Below are 17103 nucleotides of genomic sequence, written 5' to 3'. Positions count from 1 at the left end.
TCCGGCGCGCTGAGGAGCAACCGGAGGCCAGGATGAGCCGACAGGACGTCGGCGAGAGGACGGCACGAGCCAGGGATGGCGAGTCCGGACGGTCCGTCGGCCGCAGGGCGTGACGAAGGCACCCCGCAACACGGGGCGCGGAGGCTGCCGGACGCCGGGATTGTTAAGGGGCGGGCGTCCGCCCCTTGACGCGTCCGCCTGCACGGGCAGGCTGAAACTCCCTCATGCCTGGCGGGCGAAACCTACTCAGAGCCGGCCCACCGCCAGGTGAAAACGCCCCGCGCCTGGCAGGCCCCCCAGTATTAACTCACTAACATCAGCTCCCGCTCCTCGTTCAGCGGCGTGTTCAGCAGCGACAGCAGGATATTTTTCACCGCCTGCGCGGAAGGCGACAGCGGCAACCGCGCGGAGATGTTCAGCGACAGCGGCAGGCTGAGTGAGGGACTGTTGATGCGCGCCATCCAGGCATCCGTCGACCCCACCAGCGAACGGGCGGCGGATTCCGGTAATACAGTTACGCCCATGCCGCTGGAAATGGCGGCGGTCAGGGTAGAAATCGATTCAATCTCACCGATAATGCGGGCGCTCAGGCGACGCAGGGAAAACGCCTCATCAACCCGCTTACGCACCGCACTGTAGTCGCGCGGCAGGAACAGGCTCATCTGGGCCACATCCGCCAGATCGACACTGGCACCCGGGCAGTCGGTGGCGCCCACCAGATAGAGATCCTCTTTCATCAGCGGCATGCTGTTGATCCCGGCTGTGGGCGCGCGGTCGTAGAGCACCGCCATATCCAGCTGACCGGACATCACTTTCTCATTCAGTACGCTACCGCTGTTTTCGTGCAGGTAGACCAGGACTTCAGGAAACTGATCGCGAACGGTCTGCAGCAGCGGCATCGTCAGCGAAGAGGCTGCTGTGCCTGGTGCCAGACCAATTGAAACCTGACCACTGAGGATCTGACCGGCATTGATGACCGCCGTCTGGGCCTGCTCACACTGGCGCAGAATGGTGCGCGCATGACCGTAGAGAATCTTACCGGCCTCTGTCGGCGTGACGCCCCGCTTGGTGCGGATCAGTAACTGCTGATCCAGTTCATTCTCCAGCGTGGCGACCTGCTGACTGAGTGCAGGCTGGGCGATATGCAGCACTTCCGCTGCCTGCGTCAGACTGCCGATATCGACGATTTTCACAAAGTATTTCAGTCGTCTTAAATTCATCTTGCCTCCGTCACTAGCCCTGAATAGCGAATAGGATCTGCGTCCTTCGCCTGATGAGAGGGATTTTGCAAGATGCAGGCCAGGTTTAAATCTCGCTCCCTGACCAGGCTCGGGATTTTTCCTAACGGCCCGGAAAATAAGCGTTTCTGATTACCTCTTAGGGGTTAATAAGGATCGGGAATGGCTGAGCCGGGAAGCCAGACCGCCCGGACGCACTGTGACAGTGCATTTGCTGCGAGGCGGGTGTGCAGAAAAGTGATGACGGATTGTACAGTTTTAGTGCAGTGAAAGGGCATGACATCGGCTGAAGGCCTGTCTGGCCTGCATCGCGGCTTAACAGGCCTGAAAACGATGTAACCGCTATCAGCAGGATTTCTTATCATGAAGCGCCGTGATGGATAAACAGCAGGCGCTGCCCTCTCCCTGTCGCTAAAGAGGGCAACGGTTGCCGGTCAGCGTTTTTTGCGGTTGCGATGCATATCGATAGAGACGGCGGCCACGATAATGATCCCTTTAATAATGTCCTGAATGTAGGCATCGACACCCACGAAGGTGAATCCGCTTTTAATCAGGCCGAGGATCACCGCACCAATCAATGTACCCGTGATGCGACCGACGCCGCCCATCAGACTGCTGCCACCGATAACGGCTGCGGCAATGGCGTCCAGCTCGTAGGACATCCCCATGCTTGACTGACCGCTGCTGACGCGCGCCGCCAGAACCACACCGGCCAGACCCGACAGGGCACCCGCAATGGTGTAGACAATGATCAGATACTTATTAACGTTGATCCCGGAGACTTTCGCCGAGGTCATGTTGCCGCCGATGGCATACACATATTTGCCGTAGCGGGTATGTTTCAGGGCGATATGGAACAGCAGCGCGACCGCCAGGAAAATCACAACCGGCATGGCGCCCTGGCCTATCGCGGTAAAGCCGTCAGAGAGGAAGCTGATCGGATTGCCCTGAGTGTAGTACTGCGCCAGGCCGCGAGCCGACACCATCATACCCAGCGTGGCGATAAAGGGCGGAATACCGGTGCGGGTAATCAGCACCCCGTTGACCAGCCCTGCCAGCAGCCCGACCCCGATACCGGCAGCAACCGGGATGACCGCGGGCATATTGACCAGTGACGGGAACATCGGTGAGAGACTGTCGGAAGTCTGCGCCAGACTTGCAGCCACCACCGCCGCCAGGGCGATCACGGAACCGGAGGAGAGATCGATGCCGGTCGTAATGATGACCTGGGTCACGCCGACGGCAATAATCCCGATAATCGCCACCTGCAGCACAATCAGGATCAGGCGGTTGGTGTTGAGCAGGAAAGACTGGTCACGCACATACCAGCCGAACATTTCAAAAATCAGTGCAATCCCCACCATCACCACAAAAATGCCGGTATCTTTCGGCAGCTTATGACGCAGACTGGCAAAAAAAGAGGGTTGCTGCGGGGCTGCCGGGGTGGCAGTAACTTTCATATTGCTCATAGTGGTTTCGCGCCTCATTCGGATGCCAACGACAGAATGGTTTCCTGATCGGCTTCTTCTTTATCGAGGATGCCGGTTATACGCCCGCCGTGCATGACCATCACCCGGTCGCTCATGCCAAGGATTTCCGGCAGTTCAGAGGAGACCATGATGATCGCCACGCCACGGTTGGCGAGCTCACTGATTAAGCGGTAAATCTCCGCCTTTGCGCCGACGTCAATGCCACGGGTCGGCTCGTCCAGAATCAGAATCTTCGGCTGAGCCAGCAGCCAGCGGGCAATCAGGACTTTCTGCTGATTCCCGCCGCTGAGGTTATTGATGATCTGATCCATGGTCGGGGTTTTGATATTGAGACGGCGGATTTGGTCCATGCAGTCCTGCGCCATCTTCACATGGCTGACAAAGCCGCTTTTACCGCTGTATTCCGGCATATTGACGATGCTCATGTTCTCCATCACCGAGAGCACCAGAAAGAGTCCGGATTTCTTACGGTCTTCGGTCAGGAACGCCATGCCCTTTTCGATCGCGGTGGACGGCGAGTCGATCGTCACCGGTACGCCATCAATTAAGATCTCGCCGCTGTCGAAGCTCTCCATGCCAAACAGACTCTCCATCACCTCGCTGCGACCGGCGCCCACCAGCCCGGCGACGCCGAGGATCTCTCCGCGCCGCACGCTGAAGCTGACATCGGTGAAACGATCTTTGCAGGTGAGGTTTCGCACCGTCAGCACCTCTTCGCCAATGGCGCTGTTAAATTTCGGAAACAGCTGGGTCAGTTCACGCCCGACCATCTGGGTGATCAACGACTGGCGGGTGTACTTCTCCGTCTGATCGCTGGCGATCCAGCTGCCATCGCGGAAAATGCTGACCTCATCGGTGATGGTGAAGATTTCATCCATCTTGTGACTGATATAGATGATCGCTTTGCCCTGCTCGCGCAGGTCGCGAATGATGGTGAAGAGATGCGCCACTTCGGTTTCCGTAAGCGCGGAGGTGGGCTCGTCCATAATGACGACGTCCGAGTCCCAGGAGACCGCTCTGGCAATCTCGACCATCTGCTGTGAGGCGATGCTCAGTTCACCCACCATCCGATCGGCTTTCAGGCGGATATTCAGGCGGTTGAGCAGCTCCTGTGTCACCTGATTGAGCCGGGCGTGATCGACAAAACCAAATTTCATCGGCTCGCGGCCCAGCCAGATATTCTCAGCGACGGTCATGTAGGGCACCAGGTTAAGCTCCTGGTGAATCATCGAAATGCCGGAACGCAACGCGTCCATGGTGTCGTGAAACTGCACCGGCTCCCCTTTAATTTTGATGGTGCCCTTATCGGGACGATAGATCCCGATAAGGCACTTCATTAAAGTGGATTTGCCCGCGCCATTTTCGCCCATCAAGGCATGTACCGTTCCCGGACGCACCCGCAACGAGACGTTGTCGAGGGCTTTCACGCCGGGGAAGAACTTGCTGATGCCTTCGGCTTCAAGCGCAAACGCGTTCATACATCACCTCCGTCAGGCTGAGTCGGGAACGATTATTTCTGGTTACGCTGGGTAAACTGTTCCATGTTCTCTTTGGTAATCAGCTGGTAAGGGATGTTGATAATTTTCTGGACCTGTTCGCCTTTCACCAGTTTGATCGCCGTCTGCACTGACCCTTCGCCCTGCCCCTTCGCATCCTGGAAGACGGTGGCAACCATCTTGCCCTGCTTCAGCATCTGCAGTGCATCCGGTGTACCATCGACGCCAGCAATGAGGATTTTGTTCGGGTTTTTACCCAGTGCCTGCAGCGCACCGATTGCCATTTCATCGTTGTTTGACGCGATAGCATTGATTTCATCACCGGCCGTCATCCAGTTACTGACCACATCCACCGCGTCGTTACGGGTAAATTTGGCGGTCTGCTTCTGAACAATTTTGATGCCAGGATATTTAGCGGCGACTTCTTCCACACCTTTGGTACGGTCGCGGGTCGATTCATTCGCCAGGTCCCCCATCAGAATGGCGACGTTGCCTTTGCCGTTCATTGCTTTAGCCAGCGCTTCCATCTGTAACCGCCCGGCCAGTTCTGAATCGGACCCCACATAGGCCATTTTGCCGGTGAGTTCAGCCCCTGGACGGCGGTTAACAAAGATCAGCGGGATGCCCGCTTTGCTCGCCTGATCCATAATCGGTTTTACCGCATTGGTGTCGACCGGGTTGACGATCAGGGCATCCACACCCTGACCGATAAAGTTCTGCACCTGCTGCAGCTGCTGTGAAACGTCGCCTTTTGCATCCTCAACCTGCCCTTTAACGCCATCTTTCTGCATCTCTTTCTGCATGGCCGTGCGCAGAATGGTGAGGAAGTTGTCATCAAACAGCGCCATTGAGACGCCGACCGAAATATCTTTTGCCATAACCGCGGCAGGTAACATGCAGGCTAACAGTGAGGCGACAATCGTTTTTTTGATGTTCATAGGGACCCTTCTTATTTGTTAACTTGCTCAGCGGCTGTGACCGCGAATGAAAAATATCTTTTACATTCACCCAGCCTGTCTGGCGTCAGTTTCGGGAATTTTGAGGTTAGACTTCGGCTTCTGGCTATTTTTGTGATCGACCACTCCTTTTCACAATCACTTGATCTGCAAACAGTTACTTCCGACCTGCCGTTTCAGTTTCCGGGAAAAGTGGCGACCGTAACGCTAAGCAGTTTATTTATTCCATAAAATCTCGTTTTGAAATTTTTATCATAAAAGCACTGAAACGGCTGTTTTGACATCGGCAAAGAACAAAACTTTGACATGCCTCTAACATCTGCAGAGAAATGCCCGCAAAGTGAGATCCTGTTGGCAGTTTGAAAAGCCAGCAGATTCGGGAAAAATTCACCAATCCGCTGCTTTTACGAGCATCCGAACGCATTTCGTTAAACAGGGCTTTGACAAGCGGGATCGGCGCCGCTAATATTCGCCCCGTTCAAGCGATTCCTCTGTAGTTCAGTCGGTAGAACGGCGGACTGTTAATCCGTATGTCACTGGTTCGAGTCCAGTCAGAGGAGCCAATTTCCTGTTTTCATGCCTCCTTGCGAATCTTTATCTGATACTGATTCAAGAGGTTAGCGTGAAAATTCTTCCCGGTGTATTTTGATTTAATCCTCCGCATCGGGAAAAATTGGTGGTCAAATCTGGGGTCAGGTTAGTTCGATAATGGAGTGACCCCCATATGTCCCTTACCGATGCGAAAATCCGCACTCTTAAACCTTCTGATAAATCCTTTAAAGTCTCCGATTCTCACGGTCTGTATCTTCTTGTCAAACCGGGCGGCTCACGTCACTGGTATCTCAAATATCGTATAAACGGCAAAGAATCCCGCATTGCACTGGGTGCCTATCCTGCCGTTTCCCTGTCTGATGCCCGCCAGCAGCGCGAAGGTATCCGTAAGATGCTGGCGCTGAACATCAACCCGGCACAGCAGCGGGCAGTTGAACGCGGAGCCTACACATCGGAGAAAGTATTTAAAATCGTGGCACTGGCGTGGCATAAAAGTAATAAAAAATGGTCGCAGAACACCGCTGACCGTCTGCTTGCCAGCCTGAACAATCATGTATTTCCGGTTATCGGCCACCTGTCAGTCTCAGAGCTTAAACCCCGGCATTTCATTGGCCTGCTGAAAGGGATTGAGGAAAAAGGACTGCTTGAAGTTGCGTCCCGCACGCGGCAGCACCTCAGCAACATCATGCGTCATGCAGTTCATCAGGGGTTAATCGACAGCAACCCGGCGGCAAACCTTGACGGCGTAACGGCTCCTCCCGTCAGACGGCATTATCCCGCCCTGCCACTGGAGCGGCTGCCTGAACTGCTTGAACGTATTGAGGCATATCATCAAGGCCGTGAACTGACCCGGCTTGCCGTCCTGTTGACGCTGCATCTGTTCATTCGCTCCAGTGAGCTGCGCTTTGCCCGCTGGTCAGAAATAGATTTCAGAAATAGAACCTGGACGATACCCGCCACACGCGAAGCCATTGCAGGCGTGCGTTATTCCGGGCGCGGTGCCAAAATGCGCACTGCTCATATCGTACCCCTCTCAGAACAGGCCATCGCCATTCTGAAACGGATTAAAGATATCTCCGGTGATGGTGAGCTGGTCTTCCCCGGCGACCATAACCCATATAAACCGATGTGTGAAAACACCGTGAATAAGGCACTGCGCCTTATGGGTTACGACACTAAACATGATATCTGCGGTCACGGCCTCAGGGCAATGGCATGCAGCGCCCTGATGGAGTCCGGTTTATGGTCGCAGGATGCAGTGGAGCGCCAGATGAGCCATCAGGAGCGCAACAGCGTGCGGGCGGCTTACATACATAAAGCGGAATACCTTGATGCTCGAAAAGCGATGATGCAATGGTGGTCGGATTATCTTGCAATTAATCGAAAGGTTTTTATTTCACCATATCTTTTTGAAAAAAATTAAAATATTCATAATATCTTAGCTTTACAGAACGGCCCATTATCGTATTAATCATGGGCCTTTTTTATACTGCCATGCCGCAATCTCCCCCCCTCAAGCTTACTCGGTAATTATTTAAGTAAGCAGCTGATCTTTAATGGTACTCATTGATTCGCAAAGCCCAGTTTAATCAGGATTTTACTATCGATGGACCCAAAAACCTGGCAAACGACAACTGGAGAAACAAACTAATGAAAAATAATTCCAATAGTTTTATTTTTTTATATCTTATTGATTTTAAATAAATTAAATATCAATAAAAGATGTTTGAGTACATTTTATTTCTTTTAAAAGAAAAAATAATCTTTTTGTTGACTTTGATGATTCATGGCGATTAATTAGTAGACAGACATATCAACATTTCTTAAGACTCAAGGAGACTAAGATGGTGATGTTGAAAGAATGTAATGAGAGTGGACTGTCTGGATTCACCGTTGATGGGTTATCGGTCACTGATACGCAAAACTTCTTTACTCAAACTGCACCAGATATTCGGGAAGCAGTGCTCAATAACGGAGCGTTGCTACTACGCGGCGTTGTGCAAAGTGCAGAACCCGCTGTGTTTGAAGTGATAATGAATGCGCTAGGTTTTCGCACCAGAGATTACATTGGTGGTTCATCTCCCCGTTCAACCATAAAAGGTAAAGTGATGGAGGCAACCCGAACGCCTCCGGCATGGTCAATCATCCTCCATCAGGAAATGGCCTATGTAAAACACCCACCGGAAATCATTGCCTTCTCTTGCGTCAAACCCGCCACAGAGGGCGGAGAATCTACCATTGGCGATATGCGCCGAATAACAAAACTGGTCGAGCCTTCAACATTACAACTTCTGACAGAACGCGGCCTCAGACTGCGTAGAACACTGCCGGATGAAAACCGAGTTCATCTGAAACCCGGAATAAAAAAAAGCTGGCAGGAAGCGCTTTCTGCAAAAACAAAAGAAGAGGCAGAGTTTGCCTGCCGCTCCAGGGGTTGGGAATTTGAATGGTGGAATGATGATTTAATCCTTTGGCAGGACTGTATTTCACCGGTGCGTCAGCATCCTCGTAAAAATGAGTTGATCTGGTGCAATCAGGCACATTTCTGGGGTGCTGCTGCGATGATTGAATGGGCACGGGTGGATTCCAGAAACGAAGACGAAGAAGAGTTAAAAGAAGCTGCTCAGAATTGTCCTGAACTTCTCGAATCCATGTGTTTCGGCGATGGAGAACCGCTACCGGAAGAACTGACACTTAACTTATTTCATCTGGTCAAGGGGTTAGAACAGGACGTGAATCTCAACACCGGCGATATTTTGCTGCTCGATAACCTGCAGTTTGCTCATGGCAGGCATGCATTTTCAGGAAACAGAGAGATTAACGTCATTATTGCCGACTGGACTGAACATTAATTCAAACAAACAGAAGGAAAATGGTCATGAATATTACACAGCATAATAGCACATCCACAGGCGATACCTTCATTCTCAGCCCAGGCCGTAACGTCAGTCTGAAAGACTTTATTGAATTCTCTCAGTTCAGTAAAAAAATAGTTGCTTCAGAAGAAACCAGAGAAAGAATTGCCGCATCAAGACGAGCCCTTGAAAAATTAGTGAAAGAAGGCTCGGTTATATATGGTGTCAACACTGGGATGGGTGGGTTTGTCGATCATCTCGTTCCGCTCGAAAGGGCTGAAGAATTACAAAAAAACCTTATCCGTGGTGTTGCGACAAATGTTGGTGAAAGATTTTCAGATATAATTTGCCGGGCAACTATGTTCGCCCGAATTATCTCACTTTCTCGCGGCAACTCAGCATTATCTCTGGAAAATTTCGATCGATTTATCGCAATCTACAACGCTGGTCTGATTCCTGAGATACCACGTAAAGGGTCATTGGGCACCAGCGGAGATCTGGGGCCACTGGCAGCCATGGCCCGTATGCTCACTGGTGAGGGCAATGCCTGGTTCAATGGTGAACGCTTGGCTGCAGAAGATATTCTGCACCAGCTGGGGCTCGCACCGCTTGAGCTAAGTTATAAGGAAGGGCTGGCACTCATCAACGGCACCTCCTGCATGGTTGCGCTTGCCGCCCTGAATGTCATCGAAACCAGGTCACTTCTTGAACAATATGCGTCAATCTCCGCCTTTGCCTCAGAAACGCTTCTTGCCCGGATTCGGCCATTTCATCCCGACGTTCATCAACTAAAACCGCATACAGGCCAGCAAAAAATTGCAGAGATGATATGGAATAACCTCCAGGGAACAAGGCTGGCGGTTGATGATATACAGCTTTCATCAGAACTCGGAAGCAGGCTTACGAATAGCATCAAACAAGAAGATATGCCGATTGAAGATGCCTATTCAATTCGCTGCACACCACAGATACTTGGCCCGGTTTTGGAGACAATAGAATTTGTGGAACGAATAGTGAGTAATGAATTAAATTCGTCAAATGATAACCCCCTTATCACACCCGAAAACGGTCAGGTTTTCCATAACGGTCATTTTCACGGACAGTATATATCCGCCGCGATGGACTATTTGACGATAGCAATCATTACCATGTGTAACTTATCTGACCGGCGAATAGACAGATTGCTGACCAGTGCGAACAGCAACGGGCTCCCCTCTTTTCTATGTGCAGAAAATGGTGGGCTGCGGTTTGGTTTAATGGGGGGACAGTTTATGTCATCTTCTGTCACAGCGGAAAATCGTTCTCTGGCTACACCTGTATCAATACAAACACTAACAACAACAGGTGATTTTCAGGACGTAGTCTCTTTCGGTCTGGTTGCTGCTCGCAGGACGGCGGAGGTGCTCCAGAATACCCGCTATGTTATTGCTTTTGAGTTGATCTGCGCCGCTCAGGCAGCTGATATCAGGGATGCTACAAAATTAGGAAATTCAGGTCGCCTGTGGTACGCAAAAGTGAGGGAGTCAGTCCCTTATCTGGACCATGACGAGTCAATAACACCTTATCTGGAAGAACTCGTATCCCGGATACTTGGAGGCCACTCATGATGTTCTCTAAAAAAATCCGGGAATGTGTTGAGGGAGCAAATAATAATGCTTCCATCCGCCTGCACGCCAATGAAAATCCGTTGGGTTCACCAGACATAATACAAACAGGACAATATGATCTGTCTTTGCTGAGCCTGTATCCCGATCCCACCTACAATGCACTGAGAGCAGCAATTGGAGAACGCTGGAATATTAATCCGGAACAGATCATCACGGGTAATGGCTCTGACGAACTGATTGATATCACACTGCGTAGTCTGCTGAAACCGGGTGCACGGCTTACCGCTCCTCGTCACAGTTTTATGATGTACAAAAAGAGAACTGATATTCTCGGAGCCTTATACAGTGAGATCCCAGTGAAAAGTGGGCGCATCCTCCCTGAGGATTTAAAAGAGGCGGTCAGTCATAAACCTGACATTCTGGTCCTAGTTAATCCTTCTAATCCTTTGGGTCACTATATTGCACCTTCAGAAATGATATCTTTAGTTGAAACCATACCGCCAGAAACGACCATTATCATTGATGAGGCCTACGCAGAATTTACACCTGATATCGAAAATACGGCAGGTATTCAAATAGTTCATAAACGCGTTAACTCAATATGCTTACGAACATTTTCAAAAGCGTATGGACTTGCCGGATTGCGTCTTGGCTGGGCTTACGTCAGCACAGATCTGTATCCACAACTGGAAGCTCGCCGGGCGCCTTACAATGTCAGTGCTTTATCTGCTCTTGCTGGTGAACATGCACTACAGGATCGTGAGCATCTTTTCAAAACAACAGAATATTGTCTTAGCTGGGGAAGAAAACTGGTAGATTTATTTGAAGATTACGGAGTCAAAGCCAGTGCCCAATATGTCAATTTCGTCTTTGTTGAATTTGACAGTGAAGAACGCAGCCGGGAGATCCAGAACAGTCTTAACAGTGAAGGTTTCCTTATAGCCAGGCTGACCGATTATTCTTTGGATCATTGCCTGAGAATTTCATTCGGACCCCGGGAACAAATGGAAAAGTTACTCTTTGTTTTAGAGAAAGAACTAAAAGCATAGATTCTGCCAAGGTTATTTACATTCATTCAAATAAATAATTAAAAGTATCTATTCAATTGAGGTTTAAGAATATGAATAAAGTACCTGGGCTATACCATACAGCCCCCTATCTAAGTCAAACCCAAACGCGACTCCTTCATGTTAACCTTGATGAGTCAAATTCTCCCTATTGTGTCCTCAGTCCGACCATTTTTTACCCACAGGGTGGTGGGCAATTGGGTGACAGAGGTTATCTTGTTTTACCGGATATGCTGACATCACAACAAAAAATCGGTGTTCTCACAACAAAACGAAAAGATGAAGAGATCAGACACTATCTTGATATTAATGAGATCGGTTTTGACTTGCTGAAAAAGCAGGCAGGTCAGCAAGTGACTGCTATTCTTGATTGGGATCTGCGATATCACCAGATGCGTATACACTCGGCTGTACATCTGATCCATTGTATACTCGAGCAGGTAACAGGCCATTCAATCCCTTACCCTGTTCGTTCACCACTCAATGATGAAAGCGGAGAGAATCATTATCAACTTCTTGACTATATTGATAAAGATATTCTTGAAAAGGCAACAACAGAACTAAATGAATTTTGTTCATCGGGACATGAGATACAAACTGTAAATGTTCCCGAACAGGGAAATAACTTTCGGATATGGAAGTGTGGACGATGGTCAATTCCTTGTGGAGGTACACATGTAAAAGATACAAAAGAGATCGGGATGATATTTTCCACGTTGAAAATCAAAAAAAACATGACGCGTATAGCACTCAGGCTCTCTGATAATTCAGGTTAACCTGGTAGATGTCTATAGAGTCAATATCTAATCAACAAATAACGATGGTAGCCTCTGGTATGAGAACAGATAAAAACGAAACAAAACACGTAGATAGTCTCCCTGGTAAAACGTCTAACAAGACAGATGAAAAACATGCTCTTGGTTCATTCCTGACACAACTTCGTGTTGAAAGGGGACATCTTAAAGTTTCGACATTTCTGGAAGGGATAGATATTCCTTTTTCTGCTAATTATTATCGTGATATCGAAGCAGGCAGGAAATATCTCAGTATAGACTCAGCAGTAGAACTCCACAACTCTCTTGGTATAGAAACATCAAGCAAATCAAGCTTTGATTATTTCTGGCATTATTTTAAGGATTTATTACCTTCTGATATGCATGAAATGCTATTTGGGAAAGGAATAGAAACAAGAGATCTGTCTTCAAGACTAGAACTGAGAGACCATGATTCCAAAATATTACGCCGCGCACTCAGCCTAAGTCGATATGAACGCGAATTTATTATTTCTGATGAAATAATTAGAGGATTTAAGAACAATTTTGATTTATGGCCGCTTATGACATATCTATATATGGTTGACACTGCATCCGTGGCTGAAATTAAACAAGTTTGCCATCAACTTGACATTGCATTCGATTCTCGTGTGGTCGAATTTTTGAGTCTTGTAGCAAAAGAACGAAATCATGAGGAAGCCCCTTTTGTTCGCCTTGCACCGACACTCAGAATGCCAAGGACCCCAGAATCTATTAATCTTAAAGACAAATTTATGTGTTATGAAACTGAGAAATCCCTGTCCAAACCCGAAAAAAGTGAATATTTTGACATAGATGGGACATTTAAATTTAGTGCAATGGTTACGCTTAAATCGCCGGAAATTGAACAAATACAGGACAGACTTGTTGATCTCTTTTCCGCTATTGAGGTACACACTAAATCCGGACGACAGCTTGAGGATGAGAATGCACATCCTTATTTTTTGGAATTGATCATTTCAGGCAGACCAGAATATGACGGTCGAACTGCCAGAAAACCATCAGGGTTTAAAAAGCCAGAATAGTTCCACCATAAAGACCTGATTTTATATTTACAATGGAGGCAATGAATGAACATATCAGTTATCGAAAAATTACAGGAAAAATTTGGCGATCATTTTCATACGGAGCCGACATTCAGAGAACAGTACTGCCAAGCTCCGACGGGAATTACTCTTAGTCCTCCCGATGGGGTTGTGATCGTCCGAAATGAGCAGGATATCGTGGATATCGTGACGTTCTGTTCTGTTGAAGGACTGCCCATGATACCAAGTGGTGCCCGGACCTCGATCGAGGGACAGATCAATGCCCCGCAAGGAGGTATATGCATTGATTGCTCTGAAATGAATGCCATTACGGACATCAGCATTGAAGATATGACCGCGACAATCCAGCCCGGTGTCACGCGCGAACAATTGAATGAAGCTCTCCGGGGAACAGGGTTGTTTTTTTCAGTTGACCCAGGTGCAAATGCCTCAATTGGCGGTATGGCCGCAACCCGTGCCTCAGGAACAAACTCAGTGCGTTATGGCACGATGGCAACGAATGTCCGGGCTGCCCGTCTTGTCATGGTTGACGGGTCTATAGCAAACATAGGATCCAGAGCGGTGAAATCAGCTATGGGGCTTGACCTGCTTTCACTTGCCGTTGGTTCGGAAGGCACACTAGGCATTTTCAGTGAGTTAACCGTTAAGCTTCATCCACTCCCTGAAGTTATTCTTTCCGGTGTTTGTGCGTTTGACTCAGTAGAGAATGCCGTCAGGGCTGTGACAGACACCTTGAAATCTGCACTACCTATTGCACGTATTGAACTCCTTAATGTTTCCGCAGTTCGGGCATGTAATGCTTATTCAAAACTGGGATTATCAGAAAAACCGCATTTGTTTGTGGAGTTACACGTTAATAGCCTGTCAATGCCAGGTAATATTGCGTTATTTGAAGAACATGTGCACAGGTACGGGGGGGAAGTACAGCTTTCTTCTCATCCAGAAGAAAGAGAAGCACTGTGGGTAGCACGTCATGATGCGTGGTGGGCATTCCATGCCTTTTATGAAGGTTGCCAGGGGATCCCTACGGATATCTGTGTCCCTCTGTCATGCCTGAGTGCTTGTATTTCTGCAACAGAAACGGATATCGCGAATACAGGGCTCAAGGCTCCCTTAATAGGGCATGTTGGAGACGGTAATTTCCATCTTTTACTTATGCTCCGTGAAGGAGAGGAAGAAACTCCTGTTATACAGGGATTTCTGAGTCGTCTGGCTGAACGAGCTTTGTCATATGGTGGAACCATCAGTGGCGAGCACGGTGTCGGACAGGGAAAAATAAAATGGATGCCAGTGCAGCATGGTGCAGCCCTGCATTTGATGAAAGCCATTAAGTCTGCTTTGGATCCACATAATATCATGAATCCAGCAAAAATGTATTGAGCGGATTCAGCAGAACTATTCTGGTTACACTAAAACGGGAATATTTAGTATGCAATACATATTAATCGTAGGAATAAACAAGATATCGGTGAAATATATTAGTGACGCTATTCGCAATGCAGGTCACGACCTTATTCTTTCTATTGATAAATCTGCACTTTGTGGCGATGCCCTACAAGCAATTAGTGATGTTCAATGTATTCCTCTTTTTTCTGACCATAATGCTCTGTCTGACTATTTGAATGCCAATCCGGATGTCACTCAGAATATCCACAGCATTACTACTTTTTTTGATGAATTATTCCCGATGGTCAACAAAATCGCGGAGGAGTTTAACTTTAGAGGACCACCCTCCGTCTTTGCTGAGCTGGCGTCAAAATATGCGGTCGGTAAGATCGTCCCTGAGCATGTTCCGGAAGAGGTACAAATCTCATTTTCCGAAGATAAATTCGTTCTACCTTGGCTTAAGGTACGTGAAAACAATACGATCATATTGAAACCAGCGATCGGTTCAGGCGCGCTTGCTACATCCACACTGCATATTGAAGCAGACCGGGACCCGACGCATACGATCAAGTCAGCGATAATAGCAAGCGGTGCTAAATCCTGTGAAACCCTTCCCTGGATTATCCAAGAATATTGTTCAGGAACGCTAGTGAGCATGGAAGGATTTGTGCAGGGAGGTAAAACTATTTACCTAGGGTTGTCCAGACGTGAAAGAGTTCGGTTTACTGAGGTGGCAAACCATTTTCCAAACGACTGCGGTATTGAGCCCATCGTACATGCAAAAATTCAGGCGGCTATTCACGATCTTGTCTTACGTTCAGGATTTGATAACGGATTCTTCCACTGTGAATTTATCGCCACAGATACGACAGCATATCTTATTGATGCCAATATGGGACGTTTAGGTGGGGCAACTATCGTAGAACAGGTTGCTCTGGCCTATGGATATTCTCCTTCAACTGTTTTGCAGCATGCAGCATTACTCCCATTAGGTCTGGCAGAATCCGTCCCCGCATATGACCAAGCAGCGCAGATCAATAATACCTTGAGCTACTGGTATGGTCTGGCAGAAGAATCGGTTATCCGTGGATGGGACGTTCCGGCGATTTCATCCATTCATACCCCGATAGCCAGTCCAGGCAGCCGCATCCAGCCTGTGGGGGTATCGGATTATTCGTGGGTCGGGATGCTTACCGGGTACACCGACATTGTTCAGCAGGAAATCAACCTGATACGCGTAAAAACTGACCATGGGGACAGGATACCTGTATTCAAATGATATACATTATTCGCTTTTTCTCAGCTGCGGCCTGGAGCTTTTTTTATCCCTTCATGGCTGTCTGGCTTAATAGCGTTGTGGGACTCAGCAGTAGCGCTGCCGGTATCGTCGTCGGGTTTGCTATTGTGGCGAACCGTACAGGCGCGCTCGCTTTCCATCGCCTGCTGGACAAAACAGAACGAAAAGCAGAGATCGCACTGACGCTGTTGGGTGTTGCCATATCAGCATTCCTGATGCTCGTTGCAGCAGCAATGGGCGTTTCTGATATCTTTGTCTGGATTGTTCTTGCAACGTTATTTGGCCTGACTAACTCTGTATCAGTCATATCGCAAATTTCATACATCGTGCATGTTTTCCATGACGGCGAGCATGAGCGTGTGCTTTCATATGAAAACGTTGCAGCCAATGCTGGCGCTGGTATTGCACCATTTCTGGCGTCCTTCATGCTTTCAGGTACAGGTTACTGGTTTGTTGCCTTTCCCTTGTTACTTGGGACACTGGGCGCAATAGCCACCCGTCCTCTACCCTCTGCAACCCATCCTGAGGTGGCTGACACAAAAAGTGAAACAGCGAATTCATCAGAGGATACTGGTAATCACCAAATTATCGCTTTTATGGTGATTAATTTCCTGACGATGGTTGGCTATGCCCAGTTTTATTATGTATTGCCGACCTATGCGGTGGAAAAGTTTTCCAGTGAACTGGTAGGCACTCTATTTCTTCTATCAAGTATTATCATCATTATCGGACAGGTTTATATCACTTCATTCTCACAGAGGATAAGCCGACTATGGCGGGTTGTTATTTCAAACTTATGTATCGGTTCAGGATGTGCATTATTAATATTCTCATCTGAGCAGCAAGCCGTTCTGTATATCGTTGTCGTCCTGATAGTAACCGGAGAAATGATTTGTGGTCCGTTGTATCAGGCGCAGGCAGTTAGAATCTGGCGAGGACGTCGATCTGTTGTAATGGCAATACAGACCTGTGTCTGGGGCGCTGCTGAAGCCACTGCTACAGTAGCAGGGCTGTTACTTATTGCAGGAAAGCTGAGTGTTATTTCCTTCCTGTTGGGAGTTTTGACCTGTTTTATTGCAGCAGCTGGAGCATGGTTATCAATACTCCAGAAACGACCTTTAATCGGTATTGATACGGATAAAAATTTCGCAGACTCTTCATAATCAGACGAGGCCAACACTATAACATAATGATTGTGGTAACAGTTGTTACCGCAACGTATGTGAATGCTGCGGAAAACGGCATCATTAACTTTACGAACATCATGCATGACAATCTTAAAACTTTCTGAGTATATAATC

Annotated in this window: 13 protein-coding genes and 1 tRNA gene; 10 read left to right on the top strand and 4 right to left on the bottom strand. The window is 48.4% G+C overall.

What is annotated here, in order from left to right:
• Window positions 1–302: 302 nt before the first annotated feature.
• The 4 genes from nac to F3I47_RS09820 form a co-directional block, all read right to left on the bottom strand.
• Window positions 303–1220, bottom strand: a complete 918-nt coding sequence (gene nac, locus F3I47_RS09835; RefSeq protein ID WP_009089395.1) for a nitrogen assimilation transcriptional regulator NAC — start codon at window positions 1218–1220, stop codon at window positions 303–305.
• A gap of 452 nt (window positions 1221–1672) precedes the next feature.
• Entirely contained in the window at window positions 1673–2698 is a 1026-nt protein-coding gene (locus F3I47_RS09830) for an ABC transporter permease (protein ID WP_181161923.1), read from the bottom strand.
• Between the two features lie 23 nt (window positions 2699–2721).
• Window positions 2722–4206, bottom strand: a complete 1485-nt coding sequence (locus F3I47_RS09825; RefSeq protein ID WP_046102148.1) for a sugar ABC transporter ATP-binding protein — start codon at window positions 4204–4206, stop codon at window positions 2722–2724.
• A 32-nt stretch (window positions 4207–4238) separates the two neighbouring features.
• Window positions 4239–5162 (bottom strand): sugar ABC transporter substrate-binding protein, encoded by a 924-nt coding sequence (locus F3I47_RS09820; RefSeq protein ID WP_150041077.1) that lies wholly within the window; start codon window positions 5160–5162, stop codon window positions 4239–4241.
• 505 nt (window positions 5163–5667) lie between these two features.
• Here F3I47_RS09820 and F3I47_RS09815 point away from each other — a divergent pair.
• The 10 genes from F3I47_RS09815 to F3I47_RS09770 all read left to right on the top strand — a co-directional run bounded on the left by F3I47_RS09815 (window position 5668) and on the right by F3I47_RS09770 (window position 16965).
• Window positions 5668–5743, top strand: a tRNA-Asn gene (locus F3I47_RS09815).
• Between the two features lie 161 nt (window positions 5744–5904).
• The gene (locus F3I47_RS09810) at window positions 5905–7155 is read left to right on the top strand and encodes an integrase arm-type DNA-binding domain-containing protein (protein ID WP_047955800.1); all 1251 of its coding nucleotides are present in this window, start codon (window positions 5905–5907) and stop codon (window positions 7153–7155) included.
• Between the two features lie 421 nt (window positions 7156–7576).
• Window positions 7577–8584 (top strand): TauD/TfdA family dioxygenase, encoded by a 1008-nt coding sequence (locus tag F3I47_RS09805; protein ID WP_047955801.1) that lies wholly within the window; start codon window positions 7577–7579, stop codon window positions 8582–8584.
• Window positions 8585–8610: 26 nt separating this feature from the next.
• Complete coding sequence (locus F3I47_RS09800) at window positions 8611–10194, top strand: phenylalanine aminomutase (D-beta-phenylalanine forming) (protein ID WP_080346973.1); 1584 nt, start codon at window positions 8611–8613, stop codon at window positions 10192–10194.
• Window positions 10191–11243 carry a histidinol-phosphate transaminase gene (locus tag F3I47_RS09795; protein ID WP_047955802.1) on the top strand — a complete coding sequence of 351 codons (1053 nt, stop codon included), beginning with the start codon at window positions 10191–10193 and terminating at the stop codon, window positions 11241–11243. Before F3I47_RS09800 ends, F3I47_RS09795 begins: the two co-directional genes overlap by 4 nt.
• 71 nt (window positions 11244–11314) lie before the next feature.
• Window positions 11315–12037, top strand: a complete 723-nt coding sequence (locus F3I47_RS09790; RefSeq protein ID WP_223813098.1) for an alanyl-tRNA editing protein — start codon at window positions 11315–11317, stop codon at window positions 12035–12037.
• Window positions 12038–12045: 8 nt separating this feature from the next.
• A complete protein-coding gene (locus F3I47_RS09785) occupies window positions 12046–13098 on the top strand; it encodes a hypothetical protein (RefSeq protein WP_047955804.1) in 1053 nt (350 codons plus the stop codon).
• A gap of 45 nt (window positions 13099–13143) precedes the next feature.
• Window positions 13144–14499, top strand: coding sequence for an FAD-binding oxidoreductase (locus F3I47_RS09780; protein ID WP_047955805.1), 1356 nt, complete (start codon window positions 13144–13146; stop codon window positions 14497–14499).
• A gap of 49 nt (window positions 14500–14548) precedes the next feature.
• Complete coding sequence (locus F3I47_RS09775) at window positions 14549–15784, top strand: acetyl-CoA carboxylase biotin carboxylase subunit family protein (RefSeq protein ID WP_047955806.1); 1236 nt, start codon at window positions 14549–14551, stop codon at window positions 15782–15784.
• The gene (locus F3I47_RS09770) at window positions 15781–16965 is read left to right on the top strand and encodes an MFS transporter (protein WP_047955807.1); all 1185 of its coding nucleotides are present in this window, start codon (window positions 15781–15783) and stop codon (window positions 16963–16965) included. Before F3I47_RS09775 ends, F3I47_RS09770 begins: the two co-directional genes overlap by 4 nt.
• The last annotated feature ends 138 nt before the right edge of the window (window positions 16966–17103 follow it).

This window comes from Pantoea sp. M_10, assembly GCF_008631515.1.
In the GTDB taxonomy this organism is placed as follows: domain Bacteria; phylum Pseudomonadota; class Gammaproteobacteria; order Enterobacterales; family Enterobacteriaceae; genus Pantoea; species Pantoea anthophila.
This window is presented reverse-complemented; position numbering and strand designations above follow the sequence as displayed.